The sequence below is a fragment of the Leucobacter musarum subsp. musarum genome, assembly GCF_001273845.1.
Classification (GTDB): domain Bacteria; phylum Actinomycetota; class Actinomycetes; order Actinomycetales; family Microbacteriaceae; genus Leucobacter; species Leucobacter musarum.
In genome coordinates, this window is the sequence record NZ_JHBW01000104.1 from 1 (window position 1) to 306 (window position 306).

The window sequence follows — 306 nt, forward strand, 5'->3', positions numbered from 1 at the left end:
GCGCACCCGGTCGAGGGTCTCCTCGTTGAACAGGTCGATGCGCGAGCGGTCGGCGAAGTCGGCCTGCGGCAGCGTCGCCCGCAGCGCGCGCCCGAGCTTCCCGTTCGCCCCGATCACGAGCGTGCGCTTGGGCGGCATCGGCGCCACCTCGGCGAGACGGGGGTGGGCCAGATCCTTCTCGGATCGCTCGGCCTTCACGAGCGGGATCGGCCAGTCGATCCCGACTGCTTCGTCCGCGAGGTTCAGGAACGTGTACTCGCCCTGGGCCTCGGCGGTCCAGTGGGCGTTGACCAGATACACGTACGC

1 pseudogene is annotated in these 306 nt (G+C 70.3%); it reads right to left on the minus strand.

The features are described from left to right. Positions 1-306: pseudogene (locus CH42_RS16640) on the minus strand (dTDP-4-dehydrorhamnose reductase); the annotation flags it as partial.